Here is a 25,037-nt window from a genome sequence, read left to right as displayed (position 1 = left end):
GCACATGGCAGCCATCGACTGGGCCCCGACCATCGCCGCCCTCGACGCGGAGATCACCACCGCCACCGGGCCGACGAAGGAGATCGGGAAGGGGATCCGCGGCACCCTGTATCGCCTGGGCCAGGAGTACGACGCGCGCTTCTCGGTCCAGGTCAGCGCGGCCAAAGACGCGTTCGCGGCGCTCGTCACGGCCGCGCACGAGGAGGCTGACAGAACATGCCGGTACGCGGAGAGCCTTGTGGGCACGGCTGGGCCAGCGCTGCCGGTCGACCTCTACTCGAACGCCGCGATCCTGGCACGCTGTGACAGCGCGCTCCGGACGGCGGCCGACAATATCCTGAAGCGCACGTTGAGTGCCAACAGGGCTAATGTCGTCGTCGTGTACTTAAGCGGCAACCCGAACGGGGGGACCTCATGGTACATGAGCTTTCTCGGCACGGAAGCTCACCCGTATAGTCGAAGCTACAGCCTTTCGGTGCGCGCGCTGGAGCTCGAGATGATGGTTCAGATCTCCGCCGCGAACGACTGGATCGCCGTCGCCCAGTACAGCTGAGCGCCGACTTTCACCGGCTCGCCGGCCGAAGTGCTCAGCGACGCAGAGCCACGACTGCGACCGCCAGGGCGAGCCCGAGCGCGTGCACGAGCGCGTGCACGAGCGGGTCCGGCGGCTCGATGCTCGCGACGTCAGGGCGCGGGTCGGAGACGGTCATCTCGACGCCGTGACGCGGAGAGACGGGGCTCGTCTGTCACGCCGGGGTAGGGCGGATCAAGGATCTCTGCGTCCTTGGGCGGGAGGATCATGCAGCGAAGCTACCACGACGCAGCGCCACTCCTCACCCTCGCCGCGGGCGGAGCGCCCGGGTCAGCGCGGCTGCAGGTCACGTCGCCCAGAGCACCGAGAGATCGAGCTCAATGGCCTGAAATGGAGCGACACGAACCCGCGCCGCCCCGCGGTGCGTCCCAACAGCGGCCCAGCCCCGATGCGGGACGAGCGAGTAGACCTCGAGCGTCCTCTCGATGGGGTCGACGAGCCACGCCGTCTGCACGCCCTCTCGCGCGTAGATCGGCATCTTGTCGTTCCGATCGACCTTCTCCGTGGACGGGCTCAGCACCTCGCAGACCCAGTCGGGCGAGAGGGAGAAGTAGGCCGTCTCAGGGAGCTCCGGCATGCGTTCGCGGCGCCAGCCGGCGACGTCCGGAACGAGCACGTCGACCTCGCCGGGCGCCGCTGGGTCCGGGAAGTGCAGCTCGGGCTCGTTCAGGATCCACCACCCCCCAGGGCCGCCGCGGCCGCCTTGGAACGGGCCGCGGACCTCCCCGATCAGGCCGGAACTGGCGTTCGCGTGGCGCGGCGCTGGCCGCGGCATCACGTGCAGCACGCCCCCGACGAGCTCCGCCACCTTGTTCGGCGGGACGGCTTCGAGGTCGGCGTAGTTGGCGCGGCGCTGCTTCTCGGCGGGCTGGCCCATGGGCGAAGCCTGCACGGGGGCGGGCGCCGGGGCAAGGTGGCGAGGAACTTCGCCAGGGCGTCGCGTAGCGAGCGCCCCCCCCCCGCGACGTCGCCGCCCTGGGCTCCACCCCGAGCCCGGCGGGGAGCTCGCCCCACCACGAGCTCGCCGCGGCCGTGGCCGCGCCCGTAGGAGTAGCCGCCGCGCACCGGCAGGGTGCAAGCACGCTGCCCGGTGGAGCCATCAGGCCGCAAGTTGCGGATGCTTGCTGGCCACACTGCCAAGGAAGCCGCCACCGTCCGGGTTCGACATGAACGCGTTGAACTGATCGAGCTGCTGTCTGTACTCCGCCGCCGCCTTGCCCGACTTGAGCTTAGCGCCATAGTCACTAAGCATCTTTATTGCGCCGCCTAACAAGAGCAACACTCCGGCGATACTTATCAACGACACATGGGCGAGCGCGCCACCTATAAATGCCACTGGTCCGGCTCCGGTTATCCAGAGCGTCACCTTGAACGACGTGTCGTCTTTCTTCGCCTGCGCTTCGCGCCGGCTCATTTCACCCTGCGGGTCCGGTCCGAGGACCTCTCTCCAGCGCATGAGATCTCCGAACGACTGAACGAACCGGCGCGCCGGATCGCCGAGCTGGGGATGTCCGTCCACCCATTGCCAATTTGACGCGAGGCGTCCGGTCGCGTGGGTCCAGGAGCGTTTGGCGTCGAGAGCGTGAAAGAAACTCGCGTCGATGCCCTGCACGTTGCGGAGTCGGATGCAGCTCAGGATGCCAGCTGCAAACGGGTCTCTTGAGGTCATATCCGAGAGGTACGCGGCAGCCTGCTCCGTCTCGAAGATAACCTGATTGAGTATCGCCTGCTGCTGCTGAACGGCTTGCTGGTAGGCTAATTGGTTGTTGATGGCGAGTAGCTGTGAAGCCTGCGCACGCGCAACGTTGAGCTGCTGACTCGCCAGGCCGATCTGCACGCCTTGATTCACGAGAGACCAGAACGCGTAACTCACTGCGCCCCCTTTCAGGAAGAGCAGGAGAGCAAGCCCCCGTGTCCGCCGTCAAGGTCCCGATGAACCGCCCTCGCCGCCCCACGCGCCCCCTGAGCGGCATTCAATGACACGTCGCTCCGGACGCGCCGCGGAAGACGCACAGCGGCGCACACAGCGTAGTCCGTCGGCTCCAGAATCGACACGCCCGAGACGCACCGGGCGTTGACGACTGCGTAGCACTGCGTAACGCTACTGTCGTGAACATGACCGTCCCCATGAGCGACGAGCTCAGAGAGGTGGTGCGCAAGCTGCGCCCGAAGCTCGGCGCGCGCACCGATGCCGCCGCTGTGCGGGTCGCCGTGGCGAAGCTCGCCCGCGAGCACGGGATCGCGGTCCGCGGCTCCGAGGAGCACCCCGACCCCGACGGCCAACCCGACGCACCCGAGGCCTCGAAGCTCTCGCCGTCGAAGGAGAAGCCCGCAGCGGCCCGCAAGCCGAAGAAGTAGCCCGCGAAGTAGAGCGGGCCGCCCGGGAGATTGGACCCTCCCGAACGGCCCTTGATCGACCCCTGCATGACCAGGAGCGACCCATGGCTTCCGTACATCGCGCCGCGCGCGGCGCCAAGAAGACGACGAAGATCACCCCGACCCGCCGGCAGGCCTCGAAGCGCCCCGCCGGCAAGCCGCGCCCGGCCTCGCCCGGCAAGGCGACGCGCGCCACCTCCGCCGATCGGCCGAGCGTGCGGAGCACGATCAACAAGGTGCTGCGCGGCGCCCTGGAGCTCGCGGAGCGGTTCGGCGCTCGCGAGGGCGGGAGCGGGCCGGCAGCGCTGGCGCGGCTCGTCCTCGGGACGCTGGTGTTCATGCTCGAGCGCGACGAGGAGCGCTTCCAGCTGGCCTACCAGCGCGCGGCGCTGGCGTTCTCGGATGCCGTGCGCGCGGCGAGCAGCGCGGCATCGGGGCAGGTGGATGGCGCCGCCCGTGGCGATGGCAGCGCGCCCCCTTCGCCGCCCTCACCTCCCGGTGGGCACGACGACCGCGGGCCTGCTCGGCGCCCGTGCGAACCTGCGGCGGAGCACCTGCGCGCGATCGGCTTCAAGTGCGAGCCGACCAAGGACGTATGGGACGCGGAGCTCGTTGACCTGATCCCATGCCTCTTCGCGGGCGAAGCTGACCCCGTGCACGGCATCCTCCAGAGCATCGAGCGGGACGCGATGCTCCTCGTGTCGGCCTTGCGAGATCCGGAAGGCGACATGACCCCCGAGATCGACATGGGGCTGTACGTGTTGAGCCAGCGCGCGCGGGTCGTCCGGACCCTGTACGGGCGCATCCTCGCGGCTCGCAAGGGAGGCCGCTCGTGAGCCGCGCGTGTGCCGCCCCGCTGCGCCAGCGCACGACGTCGAGGCTCACCTCGAGCAAACCGCCGTCGCTGCCCCGTCCGATCGGGCAGCCGAGCCCCGCGCCCGTCGCATACTACGGGGTGCGGAGCGGTGAACACGGGCTGCTGGTCATCAAGCGCAGCGGGGAGCGTGCCGAGCTCCTGCCCGCTCGTGACGTGGACGGGGCCCCTGTGGCGCTCGGTTGGGGTTACTTCGGGACGGGCCCGCTCGAGCTGGCGAGCGCGCTCCTGGTCGACGCGATCGGACCGGAGGCAGCTCGGCGGTTCGGGTGGGGCTTCTGCGTGCTCGTGACGGCGCTGCTGCCGGCCAACGGCGGGTGGTCCCTGACGAGGAGCGAGGTGCGGGCGCACGCGCGCGCCGCGGGGTGGAGGAGCTGACCATGCCGAGGAAGGCGACGGGGAACGTCTACTTCAGCGCGGGGCGCTGGTACGCGCGGGTGAAGCTCGGGGAGAAGCTCCGCCCGAACATCGCCCTCCCGACCTGCACCACGGAGCAGCAGGCGATCGCCCGCAAGGACGTCCTCGCCGCTCTCGCGGCGAAGCTGCGGGCCGCGCCGCACGTTGCCCAGGACGTCGCGCGGGGGCTTCTCGAGCGCGCCGCGCAGCGCGAAGGAAAGGCCCTCACCGCGGTCGTGGAGGCGGTCGAGATGGTCTGCCGAGCTCACCCGGGGGATCTCCCCGCGGTGGGCCCGGCAGGGCTCTCCCTGTCGCCCTCGATGTCGTTTCAGGCCTTCGCCACGTGCTGGACCTCGGGGGAGCTGGCGAAGCGCTATCCCGACCACGTCCGGCGCAAGCGCAGCGTCTCGGACGACGTCTACCGCCTCGAGGCGCACGTCTACCCGATCGCTGGCGCTGTCCCGGTCGGGTCGTTCCAGCTGGACGACGCGGAACGGGTGATGCGCTCGCTCCCGAGCGCCAGGGCCGCGAACACGCGGCGGCACGTCGCGCAGCTGATCGGGCGCGTGATGTCGCTCGCCGTCTTCCCGGCGCGGCTCATCACCGCGAGCCCGATTCCACGCGGTTTCCTCCCGAAGCTCGGCGCGGCGAAGGCCATGACCTACCTGTACCCCGACGAGGACGGGCGCCTACTGGCCTGCCGGGCGGTCCCGCTGTGCTTCCGCGTGCTGTACGGGTTCCTGAACCGCGAAGGCCTCCGGGCGAGCGAGGCCGCCGGGTTGACGTTCGGCGATCTCGACCTCGATCGCGGCGCGATCCGGCTGGACCACACAAAGACGGATGAGGCCCGCGCGTGGGGTCTCGGGCCTGACGTCGTGCGCGCCCTCCGCGCGTGGCGCGCGCTCCGGGGCAACCCGCCGGCCGACGCGCTCGTGTTCATCGACACGGTGGGCAGGGCCATCAACGTGGACCGCGGTGCGGAGCGCTTCCGTGGTCACCTGCGCACCGCGGGCGTCGACCGCGTGGAGCTGTTCGAGCGGAGCGACACGCGCCAGCCCATCAGGATCCACGACGCGAGATCCTGCTTTGTCACCGTGAACCTGGCCAACGGACGCTCCGAGACGTGGATCGCAGACCGGACCGGACACCGCAGCTCGATCATGATCAACCGCTACCGGAGGGCGGCGCGCACCTTCTCGGAGCTCGGCTTGGGGCAGCTCGCGCCCCTCGACACGGCTATCCCGGAGCTCTCACCCAGCGGCGGCGGAAAGGGCGCGGGAAAGGGCGGAGAGGGGGAGAGCGCCTCGAGCGGTCCAGCGCGAAACAGCGGCAATCACCGCGTGGTGCACGAGGGGGGACTCGAACCCCCAAGCCTCCCGGCGCCGGAACCTAAAACCGGTGCGTATACCAATTCCGCCACTCGTGCGCGCGGACGCTTGTGGCACCCTACGCCAGCCTCATCAAGCGGGAAAATCAGTTTGCTGCGTTGCGCCGAACGCGTCAGGACGGGGCAGCGCGAGCGGCCTGGACATGTGGCCCGCGGTACGTCGAGCATGGAGCAACCGGCGGATCGGCGCACCGCGCCGGCTTGGAGGGGTCGCAAACCTGGGCTGGCCCGTGCGCACGAACCGCCCACCGACGGCCAGCGACGCGGTGGGCAAGCCGACAGGGTGGGGGGGCGCTCTTCGTCGGGGCGGAGAAGCGCCGCGGAGGGAGCGCGAAATGGGCACAGCGCCGGCCCCGGGGTCGGCGGGGCAGCCTCACCGGCAGCGACGCTCGAACGAGCGCGTTGCCGCCGAGAACAGGGGAAACGAGGCCCAGGCGGCGGCGGCGCCTCGCCTTCGGCACGTGCGTTGCGAAGGGGGGACCGTCCGCGGACGCGGATGCCGCCGCTGAACGACGGAGGGGCGCGCTCGTCGCCGTCCTCGTCGATGCGGCGCAATTCGACTGCAAGCCGCAGGGATACCCGATGACGTACCAACCGAACGTTCTCCTCCTCGATCAGGACCATGTCCTCCGGAGGGCCACGGCGCTCCTCCTCTGCAACCGCGGCGCGCTCGTCAGCCCGGCCGCGACCCTGGAGGAAGCGATCTCCCTCTCCCGCGAGCGCGTCTACGACGTCGCGCTGATCGATCTCGCCCACGGAACGAAAGGCGCCCGGGAGATCCTGGGCCGCCTGCGGCGCGAGGGCACGATGCCCCGGCGGGTCATCTTCTGCGCCGACGAGCCGGTCTCGTGCGACGGCACGGACGACGTCAGCGAGGTCCTGCTCAAGCCGTACGCCTTCGGCCGGCTGCTCAGCACGATCTTCGTCGACCTCAGCCCCCGGCCATCCACGCAGTCCGGGATCTTTCCTCGCCTCCGTCTGGTCCAGGGTGAACGCGCCGACCTGGAGGGGAGCCGCCCGAGCGCGCCTGGCGCTGCGGCGGGTGTAGAAGGCGTGGAGGGCCACCCCGCCGAGCGGCGCACCTTCATCGAGCCGAACGGCGCCGCGGTGTACCGGCTCCAGCGCAGGTCGCGCAGCGGCCCCGCCGGGCGGACGCTCAGGCCGTCGCGGCGAGCACCTCGAGGTGCTCGCCATCCCGGATGACGATCCGCCGCCGCTCGAACGCGATCAGGCCGGCGCGCTTCAGCTTGCCCAGCAGCAGGGTGACCGTCTCGCGGGTGGACCCGATCAGCAGCGCGATGTCCGCGTGCGTGAACGGGGCCGACACGAGCTGGCCGGCGGCGTGGGGCTGCCCCCATCGCCGCGCGGCGGCGCGGAGGAACTCGATCAGGCGCGCTTCGACCGTGCAGAGGAGCAGGGAGCCGAGGCGCGCCTCGGTCTCGAGCTTGCGCGCCACGAGCGCCGCCGCGAGCGCGCCGCGGAGCGCTGCGTCGGAGGCGAGCTGCCGCTCGAGGCCGGCGAGCGGCACCACGAGCGCGTTCCCCTCGTCGAGCACCGTCGCGCCCTCGGAGGAGACCGTCGCGCCCGCGAGCGCGCCCTCGCCGACGAGATCGCCAGGCCCGCGGTGCCCGAGCGGGACCACCCGACCGTCGGCGACGCGCTCGACCTTCACGCGACCCGCACCGATCAGGAACAGGTGCCTCGGCGGCGCGCCCTGCTGGCAAACGCACTGCCTGCGCGCGAGCCGCTCGACCCGGCCGAGCTCGAACAGCACCCGCCGGCTCGGTGAGGCCAGCGAGGCGAGGGGAGAGCGAGACAGGATCCGCTCCTTCTCGAGATCCTGCGAAGCCCCGCCGCGCACGCCCTCCACCTCCATCCCGCGCCCGTGCGTAGGTCCGCGCACCTTCGGCTTTCCCATCGCGCCTTCGCCCAACCTTTCGGGATTTCAAGCCTCCCGATCGTCGGCCGATAGTGCAACGATCGGCAGATGGGGGCCAATCCGAACTGGCTGGGGGCAGAGCTCCGCGCGGGGCGAAAAATCTACCGCGGCGAAGGCTGAAACCATGTTCAGCGGCATACGATGCAAGCCTTGCGCTATTTTTTGGTGCAGACGTGAAAGCAAGACCCGGGCCGCTGCCCCGTTCGATGCTACGTTGGGGGTGAGGCCACCAATGAGACACTCGATGGCACGAACCTCGCGCAATGCCCCGGCCCCCGTTCGGCGGGTGGCGCTGGCGGCGAACTGAGAGAAGGAGCTCCTCATGGGCATGGAGATGAAGCTCCAGTTCAAGCTGTCGCAGCAGCTTGTGATGACCCCGCAGCTGGTGCAGGCCATCCGGCTGCTGCAGCTCTCGCGGCTCGAGCTGGTCGACGAGATCAGGAAGGAGCTGGACGGCAACCCTGTCCTCGCGGACGACATGACCGACCCGAAGGCGCGGGACGGCGACAAGGGGGATCAGCGGGGGAGGAACGCTGACCTGCCGACGGAGCAGCGGCTCGAGAACGGCGAGCGGTTCGACCGAGACACCGACATCGCGGCGCGCGAGACGGAGAAGCGGGTCAAGGAAGTGGACTGGGAGCAGTTCCTGGAGAACAGGCAGCTCCAGCAGGCCATGCCCGCGCACCGGGGCGGCTTCGAAGAGCTGCCGCCGATCGACCAGAACCTGACCAAGCCGTCGAACCTGCGCGACCACCTGCTCTGGCAGCTCCAGATGAGCGATTTCGTCGAGAACGAGCGGCAGTTCGCGCTGCTCGTCATCGGCAACCTCGACGAGAAGGGGTACCTCGACCTCAAGGGGGGCGAACGTCCGGACGGCACGAAGGGGCCCGACCTCAGCCTCGTGGATCTGGCGCGGGAGGCGGAGCTCCACCCCGAGGACGCCGAGGAGGTGCTGTCGATGATCCAGCGCTTCGATCCGGTCGGGGTCGCGGCCCGCGACCTGTCGGAGTGCCTGCGGGTGCAGGCGGAGGTGCTCGGCTTCGACGACATCGAGATGGCCATCATCAGGGACCACCTCCACAACGTGGAGCGGCGCAACTTCCCTGCGATCGCGAAGGCGCTGAAGATCCCGCTGGAGGACGTCTACGACGCGGTCCAGGAGATCCAGAAGCTGGAGAGCGTGCCGGCGCGCAACTTCGCCGAGGTCGACGAGAAGACCATCGCCATCACCCCGGACGTTTACGTCATCAAGGACGGCACCCAGTTCGTCGTCACCGACAACGACAAGGGGCTCCAGCGGCTCTACATCAACGAGAACCTCGCCCAGCGGATGCTCAGGGACCCGAAGGCGAAGGAGTTCATCAGCGAGAAGCTCCGGAGCGCGCAGTGGCTGATCCGGGCCATCGAGCAGCGGCGGCGCACGATCATCAAGGTGACCGAGTGCATCGTCGAGAAGCAGCGCGAGTTCCTGGAGCGCGGCGTGGGCTACCTGAAGCCCATGATCCTCAGGGACGTCGCCGAGTCGGTGGGCATGCACGAGTCCACCATCTCCCGCGTGACGTCGAACAAGTACGTGCACACGCCCCAGGGGCTCTTCGAGCTGAAGTACTTCTTCAACTCATCCATCCACAGGGTCGCCGACGAAGACATCGCCTCGGAGAGCGTCAAGCAGGCGATCAAGAAGATCATCGTGGCCGAGGACAAGTCGAATCCCTACAGCGACCAGGCGATCGTCAAGATCCTCGAGGAGACGGACGGCATCAAGATCGCCCGCCGCACCGTGGCCAAGTACCGCGAGATGCTCGGCATCCTGAGCTCGTCGAAGCGCAAGAAGATGTTCTGAGCCGCGGCGGCCGGCCGCGGTCGCCCGCCCCTCTGCCACGCCGATCCTCACGGCCCCGAGCCATGCCCGCCGAACCGATCACGGCCGCCCAGATCTTCGAGCGCTTCTTCGCGCCGCACTACCCGCCCGGCGCGCTCGCCGACCTGGCAGGCGTGCGCTCCACGGACGCGAACCCGGCTGGAAACCCGTCGATCCTGGCCCAGATCGACCACGCGGCGGAGGTGTTCGCCCGCCTCGCGCCCGCGGCGTTCGGCGCGCCCGATCTCGGGCTCGACTTCTCCGATGCGTCGGTCCACCGGCTGGGCGCGGCGCTGACGCGCGAGCGACGCGACGCCTGGCTCGCGCCGGCAGGCGGTCCTTCCGGCGCGCGCGGATCGAGCGGCGCGCCGGCGGCGAGCGCGGGCGGAGAGCCTCCCATGCTCGTCACCCTCGTGACGCACGGGGCGCTCTACGTCGGGGCGTGCGTCGTCAAGAATCACGGCGGAACATGGCAGGTCCGGAGGCCCCTGTGGGAGTCGCTGGTCCGGCTCGAGTCGAGCGCAGGGACGGGCGATCTCGCGATCTTCCAGTGGTGGCTCAAGGCGCTCAGCGACGAGGAGATCGGCCGCGGCAGGCTCGTGGATCGCTACCGCACCCACGTGGAGGTGCCGACGTTCGACGCGGAGCGGCTGCCGATCCTCGCCGCGGGCGACCGGCGGATCCCGAAGCTCGCGAAGGTCCGTTACGACACGCTCTACAAGCACCTCCGCGCGCACCTGCCGGAGCTCAGGTCCGTGGGCGACGATTTCCCGTCCCCGGAGCGCTTCGAGGAGCTGGGCTTCAAGAGCATGGAGTTCGCGCTGCTCGGCGGCGGGCGGATGCTCCTCATGCACGGGGCGACCGCGGACGGGGTGCACCTGCTCTGGCTCGACGCGAACGGCTTCGTGAAGTCGCTTTACTACCCGGCGGACAGCTTCCCCGCCCACGTGCTCCAGATCGAGGGCCAGAAGATCCGGGTGATCGTGCCCGTCCGCGGCGAGAGCCAGGTGCACGAGATGCTCTGGTGGGGGGCGTAGCCGTGCGCCGGCAGGCGGCGCGCGCCGGGCTGGCGACGCGCTCCGGGGTGACGCTCGCGCAGCGAGCGCGCCGGCGGTAGGCTCGCCCCGTGCTCTCGCCCGACGTCCGCTTCGAGGGGTTCACCGCGACCGACTGGGTCCGCGTGCTGTCGTTGTTCCGGCCCAGGCGCACGGTCATCGAGGAGCGCGAGGTCGGCCGTCCGCGCGGAGGCGTCGTCGCGGTCCACGCGGGCGGCAAGCTCAGGAAGCTCGTGCACACGGACGCGGGCCGGCTCCGGATCGACGACGCGCAGCGCGCCCTCCCGCTCTCCGCGGAGGAGCTCGCCGCGAGCCACCACGCGAGCTGGGCCGCCGTCATCGAGGCGGGCGTCCTCGAGGCCGTCGTGGAGCGGTTCGGGGCGCGGGTGCGGCGCGGCGACGACCTCATCGGCCAGTCGCTCCTGCTGTTGCAGCTCGCCCGCGAGGAGCTCCTCGCCGGGAGGATCGATCTCTGGCCGGCGAGGCTGCGCGGCGTGCCGATGCCCTCGGCGGGCGTCGTGCGCGGCACGCTGGAGTCGCTCGCCGGGGTCGGCAAGACGGTGGTGATCGGCCTGTTCGAAGGCGGGGAGCTCTGGACGAGCGTCGCGCTCCGCCGCGACGCCCGCGGGATCAACCTGATCCTCGGGCCGGACGAGGTGCGGGAGGACATGGGGCTGCTCGCGGGCGACTGGCGCCGCGACTACCGGCACCTCTCGCGCGCCATCGAGGAGCGGGCAGGGGAGCTGTCGCTCGGTTGCTTCGCGGAGGCGGAGACGATCCGGCAGCTCGAGGTCGACCCGAGCCCGGGCGCCTGGGCCAGGGCGGTCGCGGTGCGCGACGTGATCCTCGCGCCGGTGCCGGCGGCCCTCGCCATCCCGCTCGGGATCGACGCGGGGCGCGCGGCGCTCAGCGCGCTCCGCGCGCTCGTCGAGCGGATCGACCCGATGGGGATCGTGGCGCCGGCGGTGCGGGCGGTGCTCGAGCGGGCCGGCACCGACAGCGACATGGCCGCGATGCTGCCGTTCCACCCGCTGGAGCTCCTCCGCAAGCTGATCAGCCGGGATCGCTGAGCCGGCGCGGCCCCGCCGCAGCGCGGCCGGCGCCTCCAGCGCGGCCCGCACCTCCAGCGCGGCCGCGCTGCCTCAGGGGTGCGCGGTGCTCGAGTCGCCGCCCTGGACGGCGGGCGCGAGCTGGAAGCGGCGCTCCTCGCAGGCATACGCCGTCGGGGTCAGCTCGATGACGGTGTGCAGCGGGATCGGCAGCGTCGGACACGAGGGCGCGGGGCGATCCACGAGGTAGGCGTAGAGCGCGCGCAGCACCGCCTGGTGGCCGATCACGAGCACGGGCGAGCGCTGGCGCTCGAGCTGGATGATCAGCGGGTCGAGGCGCTGGATGACGTCCTCGTACGACTCGCCGCGCGGGTAGCGGTAGCGGAACTTGTCCGCCGCGCGCGCGTTGAAGACCTCGGGCATCTGCTGGCGGATCTCCTCGTACGTCATGCCCTCGCAGACGCCCGCGTCGATCTCGTCGAGGGCGCGCCAGGCGACGTGGTTCTGCGTCATCGGGCGCGCGGTCTGGATGGTGCGGCGCAGCGTGCTCGTCCAGACGTTGACGTGCTCGTCGCCGGCGCGCTCGTGGATGAACGCGGAGAGGTTCTTCGCGTACTCGTCGCCGCGCGCGCTGAGATCCGAGTCGCCGCCGAGCAGCCCCTTCTCGTTGAACACGCTCTCCCCGTGGCGGGTCAGCCAGATCGGGTGCGGCGTGAGGTGCATGTTCATCAAGAGCGGGACGAGGCGCGCCGGCAGGTAGCCGTGGATGCGGTTCAGCACGACCTGGCGGCCGACGTCGATGATCTTGATGTAGCTCCGCTCGGGCTCGCCGAGCGGCTCGTACGCGCGGGCGTAGTGCGCGATGCGCGCGCGGAAGTCGCGCAGCGCCGCCTCCGGGTCGACGCCCTGGTAGTCCGGCGAGCGGAGCTTCGTCTCGCGGACGTTGGTCTCGATGATCGACTCGTCGTTGCAGATCGACTCGATGAAGACGACCGGGAAGCCGTGCGCCTGGCAGCGCTCGATGACGAGGTTCCGGCGAGCGCGCGTGCTGTTCGTGGCGTCGTAGATCGCCACCTCGCCGCCGGAGCTGAGCCAGCCGATGAGATCGTCGAGGGCGGTCATCGCCATGCCGAGGAGCGCCTGGCGTCCCTCGGTGTTGTTGGGGTCGAAGAACTGGTGCGGCTGCGCGGTGCCGAGGTGCGCGCGGCGGTAGTTGCCCACGTTGAAGAGCCGCGTGGGGTGGCCTAGCCACGACAGGTACCGCGCGATCTTGCGGGCGATGGACGTCTTCCCGCGGGCGGGCAGGCCCACCATGGCGAGCACGATCGGCGAGGAGTCACGCGCGAGCGAGACCATGGGAGCGTTCTAGCCGATGACGGTACGGCCGGCGACGACGACGGAGAGCAGGCGGCCGCTGCGCTGTCCGTCGCGCCGGTACGAGAAGAAGCGGGCGGGGTCACACGCGGTGCAGCCAGGGACGTCCTCGACCGAAGCTGCGTCCAGGCCGACCTCGGCGAGCTGGGCCTTGAGGATGCGGCGGACGTCGACGTGCGGGCGCGCGCCGGGCGCCCCGCGGACGACGGCGGCGGCGCCCGCGCTGGAGCACGCGGCGAGATCGGCGGCGACGTCGTCGCCGACCTCGAAGCAGCAGGCCTCGATGTGCGGGCCGATCGCCGCGACGAGATCCGCGCCGGGGCCGGCGAGCGAGCGGAGCGCGCGGGCCGCCTCGACCACGACCCGGCGGACGGTCCCACGCCAGCCGCTGTGGACCGCGGCGACGGCGCCGGTCCGGCGATCGGCGAGGAGGATCGGGGCGCAGTCGGCGCTGCGGACACCGCAGCCGACGCCGGGTACGCGCGAGAGGGTCACGTCCCCGATCTCGCGGACGACGTCGTCGCGATCCTCCTCACCGGTGAGGACCCGCGCCTCGACGCCGTGGACCTGGCTGAGGAAATAGAGCCGCGCGGCCGGGATGCCGAGGCGCCGCGCGGCGCGCTCCAGGTTCTCCCGGACGGCGGCGGGGTCGTCGCCGAGGGCGATGGCGAAGCTCAGGGTGTCCCACGGGGGGGCGCTGACGCCGCCGCGCCGCGTGAAGAAGGCGTGCGAGACGCCGGCGGCGGCGAGGAGCGGGCTCTGGAGCGCCTCGGCCGCCCCGGGGGCGTCAATTTTTACGGTCATTTTGGCTCCACGGCGGGATCCGATGCGTCGGCTGCTTCGGTCATAGACGATACGGGTGGGTTGCGTGGTATTTTCCGGCTCCACGCATGGCTGCCGGTCCGGACCCGAACATCGGTCGAGATCTGCTCGGAGGGCAGTTCCAGATCCTTCAGAAGATCGGCTCCGGCGGCATGGGGTCGGTCTACAAGGCCGCACAGCCGGCGATGAACCGGATGGTGGCGGTGAAGATCCTCCACCCCAAGCTCGCGAACCGGAAGGATCTCGTCTCGCGCTTCCGCCGCGAGGCGCGGGCGATGAGCCACCTCACGCACCCGAACACGGTCAAGGTGCTGCTCTACGGCGAGCTCGAGGACGGCTCGCTGTACATCGTGATGGAGTACCTGGAGGGCAAGAACCTGAACCAGGTGGTCCGCAAGGAAGGGCCGCTGCCCGTCGAGCGCGCGATCCCGGTCCTCATCCAGGTCTGCGGCGCGCTGCAGGAGGCGCACATCCAGGGGATCGTGCACCGCGATCTCAAGCCCGAGAACATCTTCCTGTCGACCAACGGCGGGCTGAAGGACTACCCGAAGGTGCTCGACTTCGGCCTCGCGAAGGTGACGGAGCGTGAGCTCAGGCCGGGGTCGGTGATGCTCACGCAGGAGGGCATGGTCTTCGGGACGCCGGAGTTCATGTCGCCCGAGCAAGCGCAGGGCAAGGTGCTCGACGCGCGGAGCGACATCTACTCGCTCGCGACGATCCTGTACGAGGTGCTCACGGGCAAGCTGCCGTTCGAGGCGCGCACGCCCATGGAGTACATCCAGCACCACGTGACGAGGAACCCGATCCCGCTCGACGAGCGCGTCCCCGGGAAGCAGTTTCCGCCGGGGCTCGGCGCGGTGCTCGGCAAGGCGCTCGAGAAGCGGCCCGAGGATCGGTTCGAGTCGGCCGCGGAGTTCGCGGACGCGCTCAAGCCGTTCGCGGGCGGCGCGGGCAAGGGCTACACGGCGATGATGCCGAAGAAGGCGAACGCGGCGCTCGAGCAAGCGTCGAAACAGCACGCCGCCGCGCTCCAGGCGAACAAGGGGCCCGCGTCGTCCGCGTTCAAGTCGCCGGCGAAGACGGTGAAGATGGTCCAGCAGCCGCCGGCGCCGTCCGCGAGGCCAGCGCCCGCGCCGGCGCCCCTCGCCAAGCAGCCCACCAAGGCGCCGGCCAAGGCGGAGGCGAAGCCGCTGCTCCTCGTCGGCATCGCGGCGGGCTGCCTGATCGCGGGCATCCTGATCACCATCGTGGCCATGCGGCTTTTCCAGGGCTGATCCTCCGCGAGCGCGCCCCGGATCGAGGCGAGCCTCCGCGGGCGTGCTAGCGTCGCCGCGCCGGCGCGCCGGGCGCTCTGGATGCGCATCGCCTGCGCCAGCGTTCACGGGGACGGCGTCATGGCCTCGGAGCAATCACGGAACCCAGGGGGAAACGAGAACGATCCGGTCAGGAAGGCCGATGCGCCGGATCGGGCGTCGGATCCGCTGCGTCAAGCGTCGGATCCGCTGCGTCAGGCATCGGATCCGCTACGTCGGGCGTCGGATCCGCTGCGTCAGGCGTCGGACCCGCTGCGTCAGGCGTCGGATCCGCTGCGTCAGGCGTCGGATCCGCTGCGTCAGGCATCGGATCCGCTGCGTCAGGCGTCGGAGCCGCCGGCGCGGCGGTCGGGGCCGCCGGGGCGAGGGAGCGAGCCGCCGGAGCGGATCAGCGGGGCAACGCGGCCGGCGAGCGCGCCGCACCTCGAGGGCGCGCAGCGCCCGCCCAGCCAGCCGGACGGGGCGCCCCCGCAGGAGAGAGGCCCCACGATCGCGACGTGGGCGAAGCGCATCGGGATCGCGCTCGCGGCGCTGCTCGTCCTCGCCGCCGCCACGATCGCGCTCGTCATCCGGCACTACGAGGCGGATCTCCCCTCGACCCACGAGCTCAAGGACTACCGGCCCCCGCAGGTGACGCGCATCCTCGCGCGCGACGGGACGCGCCTCGGTGAGGTCTTCACCGAGCGGCGCACCGTGGTGCGGATCGGCGAGATCCCGAGCCAGGTGAAGCTGGCCGCGCTCGCCGCCGAGGACGCAGGCTTCTACGAGCACGCAGGGCTGAACTACCTCGGCATGCTCCGCGCCCTCGCGGTGAACCTCCGCTCGACCCGGGCCCGGCAGGGCGCGAGCACCATCACGCAGCAGGTCGTGAAGAACGTCCTGCTCACGCCGGACCGGACCTTCAACCGCAAGGCGCGCGAGATCATCCTCGCCCGCAAGATCGAGCAGGAGCTCACCAAGGACGAGATCCTGGAGCTCTACCTCAACAAGATCTACTTCGGCCACGGCCGCTACGGGGTCGAGGAGGCGAGCCGCTACTACTTCGGGAAGAGCGTGCGCGACGTGACGCTTGCCGAGGCCGCGCTGCTCGTCGCCGTCGTGAAGGGGCCTTCGGTGTACTCGCCGCGGGTGAACCTCGAGCGCGCCGCGGCGCGGCGGGACTTCGTGCTCGATCAGATGCAGCGCAAGGCCTTCGCCGACGAGATCCAGGTGGCGCAAGCGAAGCAGGAGCCGGTCGTGCTCGCCATCGAGACCGAATCGCTCGCCGAGCTCGCGCCCGAGGTGGTCGCGGAGGCGCAGCGCGTGCTGCGCGAGCTCGTCGGGCCCGCCGCGCAGCAAGGCGGCTACACGATCACGACCACGATCGATCCGGCGATGCAGGCGGCGGCGCGCGCGTCCGTCCGCAAGAACCTCGACGCCTACGCGAAGCGGCACAAGCTGCTCGGCCCGCTCGCGCGGAGCAAGAAAGAGCCGCTGGCCTTCGAGGGGACGCCCGCCGGCCACAAGGTCTTCCGGGGGGTCGTGACGGGCGCCGACGACGCCCGAGGCACGCTCTCGGTGCGCGTGGGCACGCTGGAAGGCACGGTCACGCTCCGCGGCGCGCAGCGGTACAACCCGAACGGGCTCCCGCCGAGCAAGTTCGCCGACGTCGACAAGGTGGTGCGCGTCAGCCTGATCGGCCCCGCGCCGGAGCCGGTCGTCGAAGCGGCCGCCGCCGGCCAGGAAGAGGACGAGGACGCCGCCGGAGAGGCTGGGCGCGCCCCGCCCGCGGGCAAGCCGGGGAAGCCCGCGGCCCCCGTGCCGCTGCGGCTCGAGCTCGGACCCGAGGGGGCGCTCGTCGCGATCGACGTGCGGACGCGCGAGATCGTCGCCCTCGTCGGCGGCTACGAGGCGATGCGCGGCGGGCTCGACCGGGCGACGTTCGCGCGGCGGCAGCCAGGGTCGACGTTCAAGGCGCTCGTCTACGGCTACGGCATCCACGCGCGCACGCTGACGCCGGCGACGATCCTCGACACCGATCCGCTGGCCATCGCCGGGTACAAGCCGCAGAACTACGACGAGAGCGAGGGGAAGTCGCCGGCGCGGCTCCGGGAGGCGGCGGCGCACAGCGTGAACGTGGCCGCGGTGACGGCGCTGTCGCGCGTCGGCGCCTCGAACGTGGTCGCCTTCGCCGGCGCGCTCGGCGTCCAGTCGAAGCTCGGCGCAGATCTGTCGCTCGCCCTCGGCGCCTACGAGGTCACGCCGCGCGAGATGGCCACCGCGTACGCGAGCATCGCTGCGGGCGGCGTCCACGAGCAGCCGGTCCTGATCACGAAGATCGTCGGCCCCGGCGGGGTGGAGATCCCGCTGCCGCCACGCCCTCCGGGGCACCGCGTGATGGAGGAGGAGGAGGCCTACGTGCTCACGAGCGTGCTGACGTCGGTCGTGCAGAGCGGGACCGCCAGGCAGGCGCGCTCGCTGGGGCGCCCGATCGCCGGCAAGACGGGGACGACGAACCAGTCGAAGGACACCTGGTTCGTGGGCTACTCGACCGACATCGCGTGCGCCGTGTGGACCGGCTACGACGACGCGGCGCCGCTCGGCAGCGGCGAGACGGGCGCGATGGCGGCGCTGCCGGCGTTCGTGGATTTCATGAAGCAGGCGCATGCGAAGCGCCCGGCCGCCGATTTCCCGGTGCCGAGCGGCGTCGTGCGCGTGAAGATCGATCCGCTGACGGGCCTCCTCGCGCGCGAGGGGCAGGAAGACGCCATCGAGGAGGTGTTCGTCGCCGGGACGGAGCCGACCGAGGTGGCGCAGGTCCCCGAGGCGGACGCGGGCGCGGAGCCGGCGGACGGCGGGGCGCCAGCCGAGCAGGAGGGCACCCCGCCGGCGCCAGGTGAGGGGCCGCGGCCGGTGGAGCCGGGGGCCGCGCCAGCGCCGGTCGAGTCGGAGCACGCGCCGGAGCCGGGCCCGCTGCCGACCGGTGAGACGGCGCCGCCGCCGTTCTGAGCGGCGCGGGCGCACGGGCGCACCGATCGGCGAGAGGGGCGCGGAGGCCGGTGCGGAAGGAGAGCGTCCACTCCGCCCGGCGCTCGAAGCGCTCGGACCGGCCGCCGCCCTGCCCGGTGCCAGGCGCCGACATGCCCGCTCGGATCGTGGCGCCGGCGCCGATCTCGGGCTGGCCGGGACACACGCCACCTTCGTGGCGTCATCCCACCTGGCCTTCGCCAGCGACGTTACGGGCCAGGACCTTCGAGGACACCCGGTCGACGAGCCGCCGCAGGGCCTGCTTCGCGCCGATCGCGCCGCCAGCGCCCACCGCGAAGACGAGAGGCGCCGCGGCGCCGCCGGTCACCGCGACGAGGCCCGCCGCGAGCAGCACGCCGGCGCCGGTCGCCACCGCGCCTGTCGAGGCCTCCTGCGCCGCGTGCGCGAGCGCTTCGTTCCTCGTCATCTCGCCTCGCTGGTAGGCCGTGATGCCCTCGTAGGCACCGAAGGCGCCCTCGATCACGAACCCGATACCGGCCGCCTTGCCCGCGCCCTTCAGGACCTCCCGGCCCGCGGCCCTCATCGCCTCGCGGGCCAGCCCCTTCGCGACCGCGGTCGAGACGCCGTCGGTGAGCGCCGCCTGGCCCGCGTGCCGCCCCGCCGCCTGCGCGACGATCGCGGCGGCCTGCGTTCCGCCCTGATCCGCGATGAGCTTCGCCGTCGTCTGCGTGCCCAGCGAGAGCCCGGGCGCGAGCGCGTCCACGACCGCCGTGGTGTTCTCGACCATCACGCGCTTCAGGCCCTCCCGCGTGCCCTCGTCGAGGAGCCCCTTGCCCGCCGCGGAGAACAGCGCCTCCGCCGCCCCGCGGACGGCGACGGCGCCGCTCCCTGCAATCGAACCAAGGATCTTGTTTCGCTGTGAGCTCATCTCGACCTCCCCGCCTCGCGCGCCCTCGCCTCGATCATGGGGTAGCGCCCGCGTGCGGAAAGACAAGCTCAGCGGCCCGCGCTCCCACGCCGCCGTGTCGCGGCGCCGGCCGCGCCCGATCGCCGGACCTCAGAACCTCACGAGCAGGCGCGAGCCGAGGCCGCCCGGGGCTGGCGTGAGGACGAGCTCCGCCGCCGGCTTGCCAGCGGCCGGCGCCGTGGGCTCGGAAGGGCTCAGCAGGAGCAGCGTGACGCCGGCGCCGATCCCGACGAGGCCGACGCCGGCGAAGACGCCGGCGAGCGTCGAGGCGGTCTTGCCCGTGTCGTAGTCGTCCTGGAGCGACGGCGGGCACTCGTAGGCGCCTCCGCCGGCGGGGGAGCAGCCCTCCTCGACCGCGGACAGCGCGCCGGCGCGCACCGCCAGCGCCACGACGGTCGCGATCGCGCCGGCGCCGCCGACGCCGAGCGCGACGTAGCCGCCCACGCGAACGCCGCTGGCCGGCGTGTCGGAGGCGCTCGGCGCGGAGAGCGCGTCGCGCGCCGGGAGCGGCGCGGGCACGGCCAGCGTCACGACCTGATGGGCGCCAGGCGTGAGCTCGACGCGCTCCGCGATCGGCGCGGCGCCGCCGTAGAACAGCTCGACCGTGTGGGCGCCGAGATCGCGCTCGAGCTCGACGCCGAGGAGCCTCGGGTCGAGGGGCTTGCCGTCCAGCACCACCCGGACCGGCGGCCGCCCCTCGGCGCCTTTCAGCCGGACGGCCAGCGTCCCGACCTTGCTGCCGAGCGCCCGGTAGCGGGCCTCGGCGTCATCGCTCCACCCGGCGTACTTCGCCTCGTTGGACTGGAGCGCGGCGCGCCGGAGATCCCACCAGTCTCGCCTCGCCGAGGCATAGCGGCCGAGCTCCTCCTCGCACTCGGCGATGTTCCGGAGCGCGCCGAGCCCCTCGGGGTAGATCTCCAGCGCGCTCCGGAAGGCGATGACCGCCTGGTCGCACTGTCCGGTGCTCCGCAGCTCGCGGCCCCGGGCGAACAGCGTCTTCGCGTCCTCCTCGGCCCCGATGGCGAGCGCGCGCGCCGGCGCCGCCGCGAGCATGGCGACGCTGCAGAGCGTGATGAGCCGTCGCTCAAAAGGTCTCACTTTTGTCGATCTCCTTGCGGCGCCGGGGCACCGTGGGCGCGGCGGTCGCCGTCGCGCGCGGGGCGGCCTTGTCAGCCCCGGGGCGGCGCTGGGACGAGCGCGGCTGCGCAGGCGCTGCGGAGGCCGGCGGCTCGGGCGCCGCCGCGGAGGCCGGCGGCTCGGGCGCCGCCGCGGAGGCCGGCGGCTCGGCCGTGGCCGGCGGCTCCTCCGCGGCTGGCTGCTGCGGCGGGGGCGGTGAGCGCAGCGCGACCGCCTGGAGCGCGCCCCGCACGCCGGGGGCCATGAGCCGCGCCGGCTGCTCCAGGCGCGGCCGATCGAGCAGGCGCGCCGCCAGCGCGGCGGTCCCCCCGAGCGCGGTCAGGCAGGCCAGCGCCACGGCGGGCGCCACCCGCCGTGGCCGCCGCGGCGCCGCGACCTCCGCGGGCCGCTCGGGCGGCGGCGCCGAGAGCGCGGCGTGGTAGGCCCCGACCATCTCGCGGATCGAGGCGAACCGCTGCGCCGGCCCCTTCGCGAGGGCGCGCGAGAACCAGGCGTCGAGCCCCTGGGGGAGCGATCGCCGGACCTCCGTGGCAGGCTCGAAATCGCGGGTGCTGACCGCCACGATGATCTCCGCGATGCTGTTGCCTTGAAAAGGCGTCCAGTCCGTCAGCACCTCGTAGGCCAGCACGCCGAGCGCCCAGACATCGGCCCGCGCGTCGACCGCGAGCGGCGAGGCGAGCTGCTCGGGGCTCATGTAGTTCGGCGAGCCCAGCATGACGTCGGCCTCCGTCTCCTGCGGTCGATCCAGGCCCAGATCGCCGTGCAGCGCCTTGGCGATGCCGAAATCCGCGACCTTCACCGTCAGCTCCGCGCCGGGCGTGTCGACGAGCATCACGTTCGAAGGCTTCAGGTCGCGGTGCACGATGCCCATGTCGTGCGCCACGGTGAGCGCGTCCCCGATCTGATCAAGGATGTGCCCGAAGCGCGCCGGATCGATCGGCCCCTTCTGGCGCACCTCGGCGAACAGCGTTCGCCCCGGGATGTACTCCATCACCAGGTAAGGGATGTCGTCGTGGACCCCTGCGTCGTGGACCGCGACGATGTGCCGCGTGCGCGCGCTCAGGCGGGCCGAGATCTGGGCCTCGAACCGGAACCTCTCCAGGACGGTGCGGCTCCGCTCCGCGTCGCCGGTCAGCGAGGCGCTGAGGAACTTCACGGCGAGCTCGGTCTTGAGCGTGACGTGCACGGCGAGCCAGACCTCGGCCATGCCCCCGCGCCCGAGCGGTTGGACCAGCCGGTATTTGCCGTCGACGACCTCGTCGGAGGTGTGCTGCCAGATGTCCGACTCGTCGGCGCCGGCCTGACGAGCCGCCGCGCTCGGGCTGATCCGCACGGTCGGCGGTATGCGGGGCGTGGCGGCGTCCACGCCCGAAGGATAGTGGATGCTGCGCGCGGGACTGGCACTTTTCGACAGCCCTCGCCGCCGTCGCCCTCTGGCCAGCGCGGGATGGCGGCCGCCGACATCGGCGCGCACGCCGCGTGCGCGGCCATTTCACTCGGCGGCGTCGGCGAAGAGCTCCACAGGCGACGCGTCGATCGGCGGGGCCGCACGCGAGGGCGCGCCGCCCACGCCGCGGTCGAGGGCGTCGCAGAGGAGCGCGCCGACGCCGGGGACGACGTTGGCGATCGCCTCGTCGGCCTCGCGCGGGTTCAACCACCAGAACGGGTTCAGCAGGCGGCGGATATCGCGGAAGGAGCGTGCAGGACGGCTGACCTCCACCGTGAAGGCGAGCGTTCCCAGGTTGGCGTCGAGCCAGTCGTCCATGTCGCCGACCGTGGGGTACCAGTGCGCCGCCTGGCGTACCTCGTACCGCTCGCGCGGCAGAGCCTGGCAGAAGGCGTCGCCGAGCGCCCGGTAGAGCGGCTCGCGCGGGTTGGGCACGTCGGTGTGCGCCCACGGGTAGAGCAGGAAGTTGCCGCAGCTGTGAAAGCCGATCGCGAGCGCAGGCCGCGTCTCCAGCGCGACGTCGCGCAGGGCGCGCGACTCGGGCTCCGAGAAGGCGTGAGGCCCCGTGTAGTGCGGCGACCACCGGAGCCGCGAGCCCGCGAACGGGTGCAGCGGCCGCGACGAGGACAGCGGCGCGAAATTCCGGTTCAGATCCACGCCGCGGGCGTTGCAGCGCTGCGACGCCCGCCGCTCGCCGCGGAGGCGCTCCAGGTTGTCGGCGAACGCGTCGGGGTTGACGACCGGCACCACGACGAGCCGCGCCCGCGCCGCCGCGCCCACGCGCCCGCTCGCCAGGATCGACCGGACCGCATCGAGCAGCGCGAGCCCGCCGATCACCTCGACCCCGTGCATGAGCGACGTCAGCAGGAACGTCGGACCGAGCGGATTGCCGAAGTCGTAGCGCCGCAATGGCCTTCCGTTTGCGGACGTCCCGATCGTTATTTCCCGTCCGCCGTAGGTGTGCGCCAGGCGTGCCCAGGCGTCATCGAGCTGCGGGAGATCCGCGTAGCGGCCACAAAGATCGGGCGAGCGTGTCATCCCAGTGTCTCTTATGTGACACCGGAATGGCGGCGGACGCCAGCGGATTGAGCGGATTCACGTGGCGCGATTCCATGATTCGCGTCATTCGCGTCATCCGCGTCATTCGTGCGGCTGGTCGCGCTGGTCGCGCTTGTCGCCCTTGCGCGTCGCGAGGAGGGCCAGGCCCTCGAACAGGAGGTGCGCGCCGAGGTGGAGGGTGATGTCGGCGTGGTCCAGGGCGGGGCATACCTCGACGAGATCCATGCCCACCAGGTTGATCCCCGCGAGGCCGCGGAGCAGCTGGAACGCCTCGCGTGAGGTGAGCCCGCCGGGCACGGGCGTGCCGGTGCCCGGGGCATAGGCCGGGTCGATGCCGTCGATATCGAAGGAGATGTAGACGGGCGACTCGCCCGCGGCTGCCCTGATGGCGGCGGCGACCGCGTGAGCGCCGTCGCGGTCGATCCGATCCATGCCGTAGAGGGTCGCCCCGGCGTGCGCCGCGAAGGCGCCCTCCTCCGGGTGGCCCCACGTGGCGCGGATGCCGATCTGGTGGAGCGCGCTCCGCGCGATCAGCCCCTCTTCGATCGCGTTGCGGAACGGCGTGCCGTGGTGGAACGGCTCGCCCCACACCTCCGAGGTGCTCGTGTCGAGGTGCGCGTCGACGTGGACGACCGTGACGGGGCCGTGGCGCCGCGACAGCGCGCGGAGCACCGGGAGCGCGATGGAGTGGTCGCCGCCGACGACGAACGGGACCGCGCCGGCCGCGAGCACCTCGTCGACCGAAGCCTGGATCAGCTCGCGCACGGAGTCCGCGTGAAACGGGGGAAAGGGCACATTGCCCCCGTCGAGCACGTCGATCGCGCGGAACACGTCGACGCCGTGGCCGGGGTGGTACGACTGCACGAGCGCGCTCACGCGGCGCAGCTCGTAGGGGGCGAACCGAGCGCCGGGGCGGTATGTGACGCTCCCGTCCCACGGGACGCCGAGGAGCACGGCGTCGGTGCCGGAATAGGCGGACGCGCCGGCCTCGTGGAAGCCCGCGGTCGGGAGGCGAAAGAACGGAGTCTGCCCGTGCCGCAGGTACGCGGCTGCTCGTTGTTGAGACATGAGATCTCCTACAGGCTCAAGAGGTCCAGGATCACGGCGCGGGCGCGGCCCGCGAGATCGGCCGCGCCGCCGTGATCGCCGAGCGGCGGGCCGAAGGCGATGCGGGCGCTCGCCTCTCGGCGGCTGGAGAAGCGGAGGAAATGGGGGAGGAAGGTGTCGTCGCCCGCCCAGCAGAGCTCGGGATCATCGTAGGTGATGGCCGCGGGCACGATGGGGACACCCGCGATCCGGGCGACGCCGAAGATGCCTTTCCGGAAGGGGAGGACCTTCTCTCCGCGGGTGGTCGAGCCCTCCGGGAAATTCAGCACCGGGACGCCATGGCGAAGCGCCCGGAGCGCGCACCGGAGCACGCGCGCCCCGCTCGCCGGGCGCCGCCGATCGACGAGCATCACGCCGAGATCGCGCGCGCGATCGCCGATGATCGGCCAGCTGCCGATCTCCTGCTTCGCGATGGCGGTGCAGGGGGTGAGCGACGCGAGGAGGATCGGATCGAGGTAGCTGACGTGGTTGGCCACGATCACGAACGGCGACGCGGGGAGCGCGCCGGTCACGCGGACGTGCAGGGAGTGCTGCGCGCACAGGTCCCGGGCGATCCCGTGAAGGAGGCGCGCCCTCTCGCGGTGGCGCGAGGCGGGCAGCGTGGGCAGCAGGCTGGTCCGGAACATGGTGTCGAGCGCGAGCCCCATCACGCCGGAGAGCCGGCTGGCGATGGAGAGCGCCTCGGTCCAGGGCCGGTCGGCCGCCGCCGGCGCGCGGCGGTCGTGGTCGAGCGGCGCGGTGGTCGTCATGGTCTGTCGGCCTCAGGCCACCGCGGCGATGCCGCTGCTCTCCGCCGCGCGCGGCTCCTTCGCGTCGGCCTGGCGATCGACGAGCCCCACCTTCTCGAAGCGAGCCCGGAGGGCCATGAACGCGTCGCGATCGATGCGCGAGATGATGCGCGGGTGTCCGGTCCCATAGAAATCGGGGCGGACCTCGATCTCCTTGGCGCCGAGCATGGCGTGCAGCGCCCGCGCGGCGTAGTTGTCCTCCTCGACGGTGAACCAGCACGACTCCGCCCATCCGAGGATCGACCCGACGAACGCGCGGAGGAGCGTGTGCGTCGCGCGGGAGCCCTGATACTCGGGCAGGACGGCGAGGGTCGTGCAGTAGACCTCCTTGCCGCGCGTGAAGGAGAGCAGGTAGCCCGCGGGCTTCCCCGCGGCCTCGACCATGAAGCAAGAGTCCTTGAAGAAGTCGCAGCAAAGACGGATGTAATACCGCCCGAGCTCCCCTTCGCCCGCGTTGCCGAAGAGGGTCGTCTCCAGTTCCATCAGAGTCGAAAAGTCATCGCTTCGGAGCGTGCGCGCCACATAAC

24 protein-coding genes, 1 tRNA gene and 1 pseudogene are annotated in these 25,037 nt (G+C 71.8%); 11 read left to right on the top strand and 15 right to left on the bottom strand.

Going from position 1 to position 25,037, the window contains the following annotated elements:
* Positions 1-4 precede the first annotated feature (4 nt).
* On the top strand, positions 5-553 hold the full coding sequence (locus ACSRUE_RS01450; protein ID WP_441289456.1) for a hypothetical protein: 549 nt from the start codon (positions 5-7) through the stop codon (positions 551-553).
* A gap of 34 nt (positions 554-587) precedes the next feature.
* On the opposite strand, the gene ACSRUE_RS01445 is transcribed toward ACSRUE_RS01450, so the two are convergent.
* The 3 genes from ACSRUE_RS01445 to ACSRUE_RS01435 form a co-directional block, all read right to left on the bottom strand.
* Positions 588-710 carry a hypothetical protein gene (locus tag ACSRUE_RS01445; RefSeq protein ID WP_441289455.1) on the bottom strand — a complete coding sequence of 41 codons (123 nt, stop codon included), beginning with the start codon at positions 708-710 and terminating at the stop codon, positions 588-590.
* Between the two features lie 168 nt (positions 711-878).
* On the bottom strand, positions 879-1,469 hold the full coding sequence (locus tag ACSRUE_RS01440) for a Uma2 family endonuclease (RefSeq protein WP_441289454.1): 591 nt from the start codon (positions 1,467-1,469) through the stop codon (positions 879-881).
* Positions 1,470-1,691: 222 nt separating this feature from the next.
* Complete coding sequence (locus ACSRUE_RS01435; protein ID WP_441289453.1) at positions 1,692-2,429, bottom strand: hypothetical protein; 738 nt, start codon at positions 2,427-2,429, stop codon at positions 1,692-1,694.
* A 272-nt stretch (positions 2,430-2,701) separates the two neighbouring features.
* Between ACSRUE_RS01435 and ACSRUE_RS01430 the strand changes: the two genes are divergently transcribed.
* The 3 genes from ACSRUE_RS01430 to ACSRUE_RS01420 all read left to right on the top strand — a co-directional run bounded on the left by ACSRUE_RS01430 (position 2,702) and on the right by ACSRUE_RS01420 (position 4,220).
* Positions 2,702-2,950, top strand: a complete 249-nt coding sequence (locus ACSRUE_RS01430; protein WP_441289452.1) for a hypothetical protein — start codon at positions 2,702-2,704, stop codon at positions 2,948-2,950.
* A gap of 83 nt (positions 2,951-3,033) precedes the next feature.
* Positions 3,034-3,804 (top strand): hypothetical protein, encoded by a 771-nt coding sequence (locus ACSRUE_RS01425; RefSeq protein ID WP_441289451.1) that lies wholly within the window; start codon positions 3,034-3,036, stop codon positions 3,802-3,804.
* The gene (locus ACSRUE_RS01420; protein WP_441289450.1) at positions 3,801-4,220 is read left to right on the top strand and encodes a DUF6166 domain-containing protein; all 420 of its coding nucleotides are present in this window, start codon (positions 3,801-3,803) and stop codon (positions 4,218-4,220) included. The genes ACSRUE_RS01425 and ACSRUE_RS01420 overlap by 4 nt, the downstream gene beginning before the upstream one ends.
* Positions 4,221-4,677: 457 nt before the next feature.
* Here ACSRUE_RS01420 and ACSRUE_RS01415 read toward each other — a convergent pair whose 3' ends face one another.
* A complete protein-coding gene (locus tag ACSRUE_RS01415; RefSeq protein WP_441289449.1) occupies positions 4,678-4,896 on the bottom strand; it encodes a hypothetical protein in 219 nt (72 codons plus the stop codon).
* Between ACSRUE_RS01415 and ACSRUE_RS01410 the strand changes: the two are divergent.
* Positions 4,808-5,365, top strand: a pseudogene (locus tag ACSRUE_RS01410) (tyrosine-type recombinase/integrase); the annotation flags it as partial. The gene ACSRUE_RS01415 and the pseudogene ACSRUE_RS01410 sit on opposite strands and share 89 nt — an antisense overlap.
* 214 nt (positions 5,366-5,579) lie before the next feature.
* Here ACSRUE_RS01410 and ACSRUE_RS01405 read toward each other — a convergent pair.
* Positions 5,580-5,664 (bottom strand) — tRNA-Leu (locus ACSRUE_RS01405).
* Positions 5,665-6,207: 543 nt separating this feature from the next.
* On the opposite strand from ACSRUE_RS01405, the gene ACSRUE_RS01400 reads away from it, so the two are divergent.
* A complete protein-coding gene (locus tag ACSRUE_RS01400) occupies positions 6,208-6,828 on the top strand; it encodes a response regulator (protein WP_441289448.1) in 621 nt (206 codons plus the stop codon).
* Here the strand turns inward: ACSRUE_RS01400 and ACSRUE_RS01395 are convergent.
* Positions 6,782-7,543: a Crp/Fnr family transcriptional regulator gene (locus ACSRUE_RS01395; RefSeq protein ID WP_441289447.1), complete on the bottom strand. Its 762-nt coding sequence runs from the start codon at positions 7,541-7,543 to the stop codon at positions 6,782-6,784. The genes ACSRUE_RS01400 and ACSRUE_RS01395 overlap by 47 nt on opposite strands.
* A gap of 343 nt (positions 7,544-7,886) precedes the next feature.
* Here ACSRUE_RS01395 and rpoN point away from each other — a divergent pair, with 343 nt between their 5' ends.
* The 3 genes from rpoN (at position 7,887) to ACSRUE_RS01380 (ending at position 11,550) form a co-directional block, all read left to right on the top strand.
* Positions 7,887-9,407: an RNA polymerase factor sigma-54 gene (rpoN, locus tag ACSRUE_RS01390; protein WP_437762299.1), complete on the top strand. Its 1,521-nt coding sequence runs from the start codon at positions 7,887-7,889 to the stop codon at positions 9,405-9,407.
* 62 nt (positions 9,408-9,469) lie between these two features.
* Complete coding sequence (locus ACSRUE_RS01385) at positions 9,470-10,462, top strand: hypothetical protein (protein ID WP_437762298.1); 993 nt, start codon at positions 9,470-9,472, stop codon at positions 10,460-10,462.
* 89 nt (positions 10,463-10,551) lie between these two features.
* Positions 10,552-11,550 carry a hypothetical protein gene (locus ACSRUE_RS01380; protein WP_441289446.1) on the top strand — a complete coding sequence of 333 codons (999 nt, stop codon included), beginning with the start codon at positions 10,552-10,554 and terminating at the stop codon, positions 11,548-11,550.
* Between the two features lie 72 nt (positions 11,551-11,622).
* Here ACSRUE_RS01380 and ACSRUE_RS01375 read toward each other — a convergent pair whose 3' ends face one another.
* Positions 11,623-12,885: a bifunctional nucleoside/nucleotide kinase/histidine phosphatase family protein gene (locus tag ACSRUE_RS01375; RefSeq protein ID WP_437762296.1), complete on the bottom strand. Its 1,263-nt coding sequence runs from the start codon at positions 12,883-12,885 to the stop codon at positions 11,623-11,625.
* Positions 12,886-12,894: 9 nt separating this feature from the next.
* Positions 12,895-13,707 carry a peptidoglycan editing factor PgeF gene (gene pgeF / locus ACSRUE_RS01370; protein WP_441289445.1) on the bottom strand — a complete coding sequence of 271 codons (813 nt, stop codon included), beginning with the start codon at positions 13,705-13,707 and terminating at the stop codon, positions 12,895-12,897.
* Between the two features lie 86 nt (positions 13,708-13,793).
* On the opposite strand from pgeF, the gene ACSRUE_RS01365 reads away from it, so the two are divergent.
* The gene (locus ACSRUE_RS01365) at positions 13,794-14,999 is read left to right on the top strand and encodes a serine/threonine-protein kinase (protein ID WP_437762294.1); all 1,206 of its coding nucleotides are present in this window, start codon (positions 13,794-13,796) and stop codon (positions 14,997-14,999) included.
* A gap of 120 nt (positions 15,000-15,119) precedes the next feature.
* Complete coding sequence (locus tag ACSRUE_RS01360) at positions 15,120-18,026, top strand: PBP1A family penicillin-binding protein (protein ID WP_441289444.1); 2,907 nt, start codon at positions 15,120-15,122, stop codon at positions 18,024-18,026.
* Between the two features lie 199 nt (positions 18,027-18,225).
* Here the strand turns inward: ACSRUE_RS01360 and ACSRUE_RS01355 are convergent, their stop codons facing one another.
* The 7 genes from ACSRUE_RS01355 to ACSRUE_RS01325 all read right to left on the bottom strand — a co-directional run bounded on the left by ACSRUE_RS01355 (position 18,226) and on the right by ACSRUE_RS01325 (position 24,993).
* Entirely contained in the window at positions 18,226-18,933 is a 708-nt protein-coding gene (locus ACSRUE_RS01355; protein WP_441289443.1) for a hypothetical protein, read from the bottom strand.
* A 129-nt stretch (positions 18,934-19,062) separates the two neighbouring features.
* Positions 19,063-20,070 (bottom strand): tetratricopeptide repeat protein, encoded by a 1,008-nt coding sequence (locus tag ACSRUE_RS01350; protein ID WP_441289442.1) that lies wholly within the window; start codon positions 20,068-20,070, stop codon positions 19,063-19,065.
* Positions 20,057-21,475 (bottom strand): serine/threonine-protein kinase, encoded by a 1,419-nt coding sequence (locus ACSRUE_RS01345; protein ID WP_441289441.1) that lies wholly within the window; start codon positions 21,473-21,475, stop codon positions 20,057-20,059. The genes ACSRUE_RS01350 and ACSRUE_RS01345 overlap by 14 nt, the downstream gene beginning before the upstream one ends.
* 126 nt (positions 21,476-21,601) lie before the next feature.
* Positions 21,602-22,594, bottom strand: coding sequence for a M14 family metallopeptidase (locus ACSRUE_RS01340; protein WP_441289440.1), 993 nt, complete (start codon positions 22,592-22,594; stop codon positions 21,602-21,604).
* Between the two features lie 102 nt (positions 22,595-22,696).
* Positions 22,697-23,683 carry an agmatinase gene (speB, locus tag ACSRUE_RS01335; protein WP_441289439.1) on the bottom strand — a complete coding sequence of 329 codons (987 nt, stop codon included), beginning with the start codon at positions 23,681-23,683 and terminating at the stop codon, positions 22,697-22,699.
* Between the two features lie 8 nt (positions 23,684-23,691).
* The gene (locus ACSRUE_RS01330; protein WP_441289438.1) at positions 23,692-24,471 is read right to left on the bottom strand and encodes a lysophospholipid acyltransferase family protein; all 780 of its coding nucleotides are present in this window, start codon (positions 24,469-24,471) and stop codon (positions 23,692-23,694) included.
* Between the two features lie 12 nt (positions 24,472-24,483).
* Positions 24,484-24,993: a GNAT family N-acetyltransferase gene (locus ACSRUE_RS01325; protein WP_441289437.1), complete on the bottom strand. Its 510-nt coding sequence runs from the start codon at positions 24,991-24,993 to the stop codon at positions 24,484-24,486.
* Positions 24,994-25,037: the final 44 nt, after the last annotated feature.

The sequence above is a fragment of the Sorangium sp. KYC3313 genome (genome assembly GCF_052075895.1).
Classification (GTDB): domain Bacteria; phylum Myxococcota_A; class Polyangia; order Polyangiales; family Polyangiaceae; genus Sorangium; species Sorangium cellulosum_B.
The sequence above is the reverse complement of the archived record's forward strand: the minus strand, read 5'-3'. Positions and strand labels throughout refer to the sequence as shown.

Bases quoted from the DNA above. Each gene is read 5' to 3' on its own strand.
- ACSRUE_RS01450 (WP_441289456.1), top strand. From the start codon at position 5: ATGGCAGCCATCGACTGGGCCCCGACCATCGCCGCCCTCGACGCGGAG.
- ACSRUE_RS01445 (WP_441289455.1), bottom strand. From the start codon at position 710: ATGACCGTCTCCGACCCGCGCCCTGACGTCGCGAGCATCGAGCCGCCG.
- ACSRUE_RS01440 (WP_441289454.1), bottom strand. From the start codon at position 1,469: ATGGGCCAGCCCGCCGAGAAGCAGCGCCGCGCCAACTACGCCGACCTC.
- ACSRUE_RS01425 (WP_441289451.1), top strand. From the start codon at position 3,034: ATGGCTTCCGTACATCGCGCCGCGCGCGGCGCCAAGAAGACGACGAAG.
- ACSRUE_RS01415 (WP_441289449.1), bottom strand. From the start codon at position 4,896: ATGGCCTTCGCCGCGCCGAGCTTCGGGAGGAAACCGCGTGGAATCGGG.
- ACSRUE_RS01400 (WP_441289448.1), top strand. From the start codon at position 6,208: ATGACGTACCAACCGAACGTTCTCCTCCTCGATCAGGACCATGTCCTC.
- ACSRUE_RS01395 (WP_441289447.1), bottom strand. From the start codon at position 7,543: ATGGGAAAGCCGAAGGTGCGCGGACCTACGCACGGGCGCGGGATGGAG.
- rpoN (WP_437762299.1), top strand. From the start codon at position 7,887: ATGGGCATGGAGATGAAGCTCCAGTTCAAGCTGTCGCAGCAGCTTGTG.
- ACSRUE_RS01385 (WP_437762298.1), top strand. From the start codon at position 9,470: ATGCCCGCCGAACCGATCACGGCCGCCCAGATCTTCGAGCGCTTCTTC.
- ACSRUE_RS01375 (WP_437762296.1), bottom strand. From the start codon at position 12,885: ATGGTCTCGCTCGCGCGTGACTCCTCGCCGATCGTGCTCGCCATGGTG.
- pgeF (WP_441289445.1), bottom strand. From the start codon at position 13,707: ATGACCGTAAAAATTGACGCCCCCGGGGCGGCCGAGGCGCTCCAGAGC.
- ACSRUE_RS01365 (WP_437762294.1), top strand. From the start codon at position 13,794: ATGGCTGCCGGTCCGGACCCGAACATCGGTCGAGATCTGCTCGGAGGG.
- ACSRUE_RS01360 (WP_441289444.1), top strand. From the start codon at position 15,120: ATGGCCTCGGAGCAATCACGGAACCCAGGGGGAAACGAGAACGATCCG.
- ACSRUE_RS01355 (WP_441289443.1), bottom strand. From the start codon at position 18,933: ATGAGCTCACAGCGAAACAAGATCCTTGGTTCGATTGCAGGGAGCGGC.
- ACSRUE_RS01340 (WP_441289440.1), bottom strand. From the start codon at position 22,594: ATGACACGCTCGCCCGATCTTTGTGGCCGCTACGCGGATCTCCCGCAG.
- speB (WP_441289439.1), bottom strand. From the start codon at position 23,683: ATGTCTCAACAACGAGCAGCCGCGTACCTGCGGCACGGGCAGACTCCG.
- ACSRUE_RS01330 (WP_441289438.1), bottom strand. From the start codon at position 24,471: ATGACGACCACCGCGCCGCTCGACCACGACCGCCGCGCGCCGGCGGCG.
- ACSRUE_RS01325 (WP_441289437.1), bottom strand. From the start codon at position 24,993: ATGGAACTGGAGACGACCCTCTTCGGCAACGCGGGCGAAGGGGAGCTC.